Annotated in this window: 4 protein-coding genes; 3 read left to right on the top strand and 1 reads right to left on the bottom strand. The window is 48.2% G+C overall.

Features of this window, described 5'->3' with window-relative positions; all coding sequences use genetic code 11:
* A partial coding sequence (locus tag J4G07_18705; protein MCE2416018.1) for a hypothetical protein occupies positions 1 to 1,954 on the top strand: 1,954 nt, incomplete at its 5' end.
* 11 nt (positions 1,955 to 1,965) lie between these two features.
* On the opposite strand, the gene J4G07_18710 is transcribed toward J4G07_18705, so the two are convergent.
* A complete protein-coding gene (locus tag J4G07_18710; protein MCE2416019.1) occupies positions 1,966 to 2,448 on the bottom strand; it encodes a GNAT family N-acetyltransferase in 483 nt (160 codons plus the stop codon).
* Between the two features lie 349 nt (positions 2,449 to 2,797).
* Here J4G07_18710 and trpD point away from each other — a divergent pair, with 349 nt between their 5' ends.
* Both trpD and trpC read left to right on the top strand, forming a co-directional pair.
* Complete coding sequence (gene trpD / locus J4G07_18715) at positions 2,798 to 3,838, top strand: anthranilate phosphoribosyltransferase (GenBank protein MCE2416020.1); 1,041 nt, start codon at positions 2,798 to 2,800, stop codon at positions 3,836 to 3,838.
* Positions 3,839 to 3,873: 35 nt separating this feature from the next.
* On the top strand, positions 3,874 to 4,650 hold the full coding sequence (trpC, locus tag J4G07_18720) for an indole-3-glycerol phosphate synthase TrpC (GenBank protein ID MCE2416021.1): 777 nt from the start codon (positions 3,874 to 3,876) through the stop codon (positions 4,648 to 4,650).
* Positions 4,651 to 4,914: the final 264 nt, after the last annotated feature.

The raw sequence follows: 4,914 nt of genomic DNA on the forward strand, positions 1-4,914 counted from the left end.
GTGTCATAGACAGAAAGCATCACGTAATTTGAAAAGTGAATTAACCTCGGAACCTCACAGGTTCAGAGAACCCTCCAAATATGGAGCATCATGGCGATCGATTCTACTCGGGACAGTCCTTATCATCCCGAACATGTACTGGATTCTGGATTCTGCCGGTCAAGGGTATCCCACCACGATCTCCCTCTACTTTAACGTCATCTTCTGCATCTTTGTTATCATGGGTGTTAACCTCTTCTTAGTCCGGATAGCACCAAGGATTGCAATGCAACAAGGCGAATTGCTGACAATTTACGTCATGTTGGCGATCGCTTCCTCACTTGCAGGACACGATGTACTCCGCGTATTGATTCCGATGATCCCGTACGCATTTTGGTATGCGACACCAGAAAATGACTGGACAGACCTGTTTCATCGGTATATCCCCGACTGGATGGCTGTTAAGGACAGATCTTTCTTGACGGAGTATTATCGCGGCGAAACAACCCTTTACCAATGGGAAACTGTCCAAGGATGGCTCACAACAACTTTTGTCTGGGGAGGCTTCCTATGTGCAATGGTCTTTCTGATGGTGTGTATTAACAGCCTTGTTCGGAAACAGTGGACAGAGCACGAGAAACTGAGTTACCCCATCATCCAACTGCCGCTTGAGTTGACGAGTGGCGGTAGGACGAACTTACTGACGAATAAAATGATGTGGCTCGGTTTCGGCATCGCTGGTGCAATTGACATCCTCAATGGACTCCACTACCTCTACCCGACTGTGCCGAGTTTGGGCGGCAGGCTCTACGATTTACGTCCCTTCTTTACACAGAAGCCATGGAGTGCTATCGGATGGAGTCCGATAGCCGTGTTTCCGTTCGCGGTAGGCATCGCTTTCTTTATTCCGCTGGACTTATCGTTCTCGTGTTGGTTTTTCTATCTCTTCTGGAAGGCAGAGCGAGTTTTCGGAGATGCCTTAGGGGTCCGCGGCATGCCGAATTTCCCTTTCACCGATGAACAGTCTTTCGGGGCATATCTCGGCTTGTTCGTTATCGCGATTGTGGCGACGCGAAAACACCTAGCGCAAGTCGGACGGAAGTTATTTAAAAACGATCCGCGTGTTGATGACTCAGAGGAACCGATGTCTTATCGAGTGACAACGTTAGGTCTCATCGCGAGTCTTGCGTTTATCGTCGGTTTCTGCAAAACGGCGGGGATGTCTATCTGGGTGATTCTCGTATTTTTTGGCATCTATTATGCCATCTCTACGGCGGTGACCCGAATGCGTGCGGAACTCGGATCGCCTGTCCACGATTTGCACTTCATTGGACCTGATGAGATGATGCCTCGCATTTTCGGGACGCGCCTGCTCGGTCCACACAACTTAACCATAATGGCGTACCTGTTCTTCTTCAATCGCGCCTATCGTGGGCATCCGATGCCACACATCTTGGAGGGGTTTAAATTAGCGGAACGCACCGGAATTTCCAATCGGCGCTTGCTCATTGCGATGTGCATTGCGATTGTCATTGGGACATTTGCCTCATTTTGGGCATTCTATCACATCTCTTATGTAGAAGGCGCGCGGGACTGGTTTGCCGGAAGACCTTTCAATCGACTACAGAGTTGGCTGACCTCGCCGAGAGCACCAGATGTACCCGCAATCGTCGCAATGTGTATCGGTTTCCTTATCACCGGTTTCCTGATGATAATGCGGATGCGGCTCTTTTGGTGGCCCTTTCATCCCGCTGGATTCGCTATCTCCAGCAGTTGGTCAATGAACGTGTTCTGGTTTTCGATTTTGGTGAGTTCGGTCATCAAATGGATTATTCTTCGGCACGGTGGTGTGAGTGCACACCGAAAATTGATTCCGTTCTTCCTCGGTCTGATTTTAGGCGAATTCATCATCGGCAGTATATGGAGCCTCATAGGAATTACAACAAATCAACCGATGTACCGGTTCCTATTTTAGTGTCTATCTCTTCATTGTAGGTCCGATTTTGATAGCGGTTGGATATAGTGAATCTGCCTTGCAACTTCAGTGAAACCCATAGCCGGATAAAAACTGGTACCTATAGGGTTCTGTTCCAGAGTTTCAATGCGCGCATAAAGCATCCCTTCTGCTTGCAAATACGACAACGCTTTTTCAATGAGTCGCCTACCGATGCCACGACGTTGAAACTTCGGTAGTACAGCGAGGTTCGGAATACTACCGATGCGTGTTGAGCGGTTAAGTCGGGTTGTGATGTAACCAGCAATTTCCCCTTCAACCTCCGCTACAAAAAGCCCATCCGGGTTCGCTGCTGTATCGTCATCAATATGGGACATTTTGCGTTCTTCCCAGCCTATATCGCCAATACGCCCAAACCGGTCTTCGATATTTTTGTCTATGGACACCTTCTCAAAACAGATAGCGGTAATCTGTCGAAGTGTTTGCAGATCGCTCGATTTATAGTTTCGGATCATCTCTTTCTCTCTTTTTGTGGACTGATTTACAAAGTCCGTCCGTCTTGGGAACACAAACTATTTCAAGATAGCCATCTTTCCTGTTGATGAGATCTCGTTCGTAACGGAGAATCTCAACCTCCAGTTGTCCCTGCAGGATGTGCCTTTTTCTTAACTCACACCAATTATTTATCGGACAAAGATATGTTATACTCTATGCCAAAAAAATACAAATTTTCGCCTGAGAAAATTGAAATGCTAAGATGAAAAGCCGAAAGTTGAGTGGCTTCGAGATTCAAAACACCGATCTTGAAAAATATGTGGGTGTCTGCTATAATTGCGGACAGAATATTCTCAGGAGGGACATTGCGTGATCCGTGAAGCAATTCAAAAGGTTATGGCAGGGGATGCCTTAACCGAAACAGAAATGATTGACACCATGAACGAAATCATGGAAGGTGAGACGACAGACGCTCAGATTGCCTGTTTTCTTACTGCATTGCGACTTAAAGGCGAAACAATAGCAGAGATTACAGGAGGAACACGTGCCATGCGCGCTAAAGCCACGCCTGTTCCAACACTTCATACACCTGACTTGCAGGCTACACCCAAAGTCCCACGACTTGTTGATACGTGTAGTACAGGTGGTACAGGTTTGAACCATTTCAACATCTCAACAACTTCCGCCATTGTTACCGCCGGAGCAGGTGTGCCGGTCGCAAAGCACGGCAACCGAGGTGTGACACGACAGAGCGGCAGTGCGAACGTACTTATGGCGTTAGGCGTGAACATTGAAATTGGTCCTAAACACGTCGGACGATGCATTGATGAAGTCGGCATCGGTTTTCTATTCGCACCAACACTGCACGGAGCGATGAAATACGCCATCGGACCGCGGCGCGAGATCGGAATTCGGACGATTTTCAATGCCATAGCACCGCTGACCAATCCGGCAGGACCGCAGGCACAGGTGATCGGTGTCTACGCACCAGAACTGACTGAGGCACATGCGAATGCACTGAATAGTCTCGGATGTCAGCACGCATTTATTGTGCGTGGAGATGACGGTTTGGACGACTTCACGACGACTACAACCTCTCGCGTCTCCGAACTTCGAAACGGCACTGTTGAAACCTATACCCTTGATCCCACATCACTCGGAATTCCAAGGGCGGAACCCGAAGCACTTCTGGGTGGTGCACCGGAGGAGAACGCTGAAATGATAGTCAATCTCCTAAAGGGTGAAGAGGGACCCAAACGCGACATTGTTGTGCTAAATGCTGGGGCAGCGATTACTGCCAGTGGGAAAGCAGATAGCCTTGCTGCTGGGACCGAACTTGCCTCAGAATCCATTGACTCGGGCGAAGCATTGGCAAAACTGGAGGCTCTGAAGTCAGTGTCGAACAGTTAAACTGTAACCCCTTTTACGAGAAAAGGATAAATGGATTGATATTAGACACTATCATTGCCCATAAACAGAAGGAACTCGCAGCCGAACAGAAGTTGGTGCCGATTGCTAAATTGGAAACGAAGATCGCAAATCTTCCACCAACGCGGAATTTTCGCGATGCCATTACAGGCAAAGGGACCGTTAAACTTATCGCGGAGGTGAAGAAAAAGTCACCCAGTAAAGGCATTATCCGCGAAGATTTCGATCCGGTGTCAATTGCCGATATCTACGTCGAAAACGGCGCTGCTGCGATCTCTGTGTTAACAGACAAACATTTTTTTGCAGGTGAACTCGGCTACCTGCGCGCAATCCGAGAAATCGTTGATGTACCGCTCCTCCGAAAAGATTTCACAATTGATGTATATCATATCTACCAAGCTCGCGCAGCGGGGGCGGATGCCATTTTACTGATTGTGGCAGCATTGACAGCCGCAGAGTTGCGGACGTTCATGAATATTGCAGAGGCGTTATCACTGGCGTGTTTGGTGGAGGTGCACACACGAGAAGAATTAGCCATCGCGTTGGACGTGGATGCCCAGATAATTGGTATCAACAACCGAGATTTACGCACATTTCATACGGATATTGCGACAACGTTCCGTTTACGTGAAGCCATTCCAGCGGATAAAGTCGTGGTGAGTGAAAGCGGCATCTATTCGCGTGAAGACGTGATGCGACTACAGGAGGCGGGTGTGCAAGCAATGCTTGTTGGTGAGTCATTGATGCGGAGCCCTGACATTGGTGAACAGGTTCGACATCTTTTAGACTATTAAAGTGGCAGTTAGCAGGTAGTCGGCTGTCAGTGGTCCCCCTGATGGCTATTCTGTAACTATTGTCCTCGGGAATTACGGGCATTCGGGCGTAAAGCCCAATCCTTTAGGTTTGGGATATAAGCCCGCTAAAGGCGTAATCCCTGTGAAATAAACTTGACATTTTTAGCAAATTGTAGTATAATTAGAGTATCAAGTTGGCAGACATAAACAGCGTTGTCGCAAGGCAATGTGTCTGCCTACCCACTGTTTAGGGGTTAAAGACTT

The sequence above is a fragment of the Candidatus Poribacteria bacterium genome (assembly GCA_021295715.1).
Lineage (GTDB): Bacteria > Poribacteria > WGA-4E > WGA-4E > WGA-3G > WGA-3G.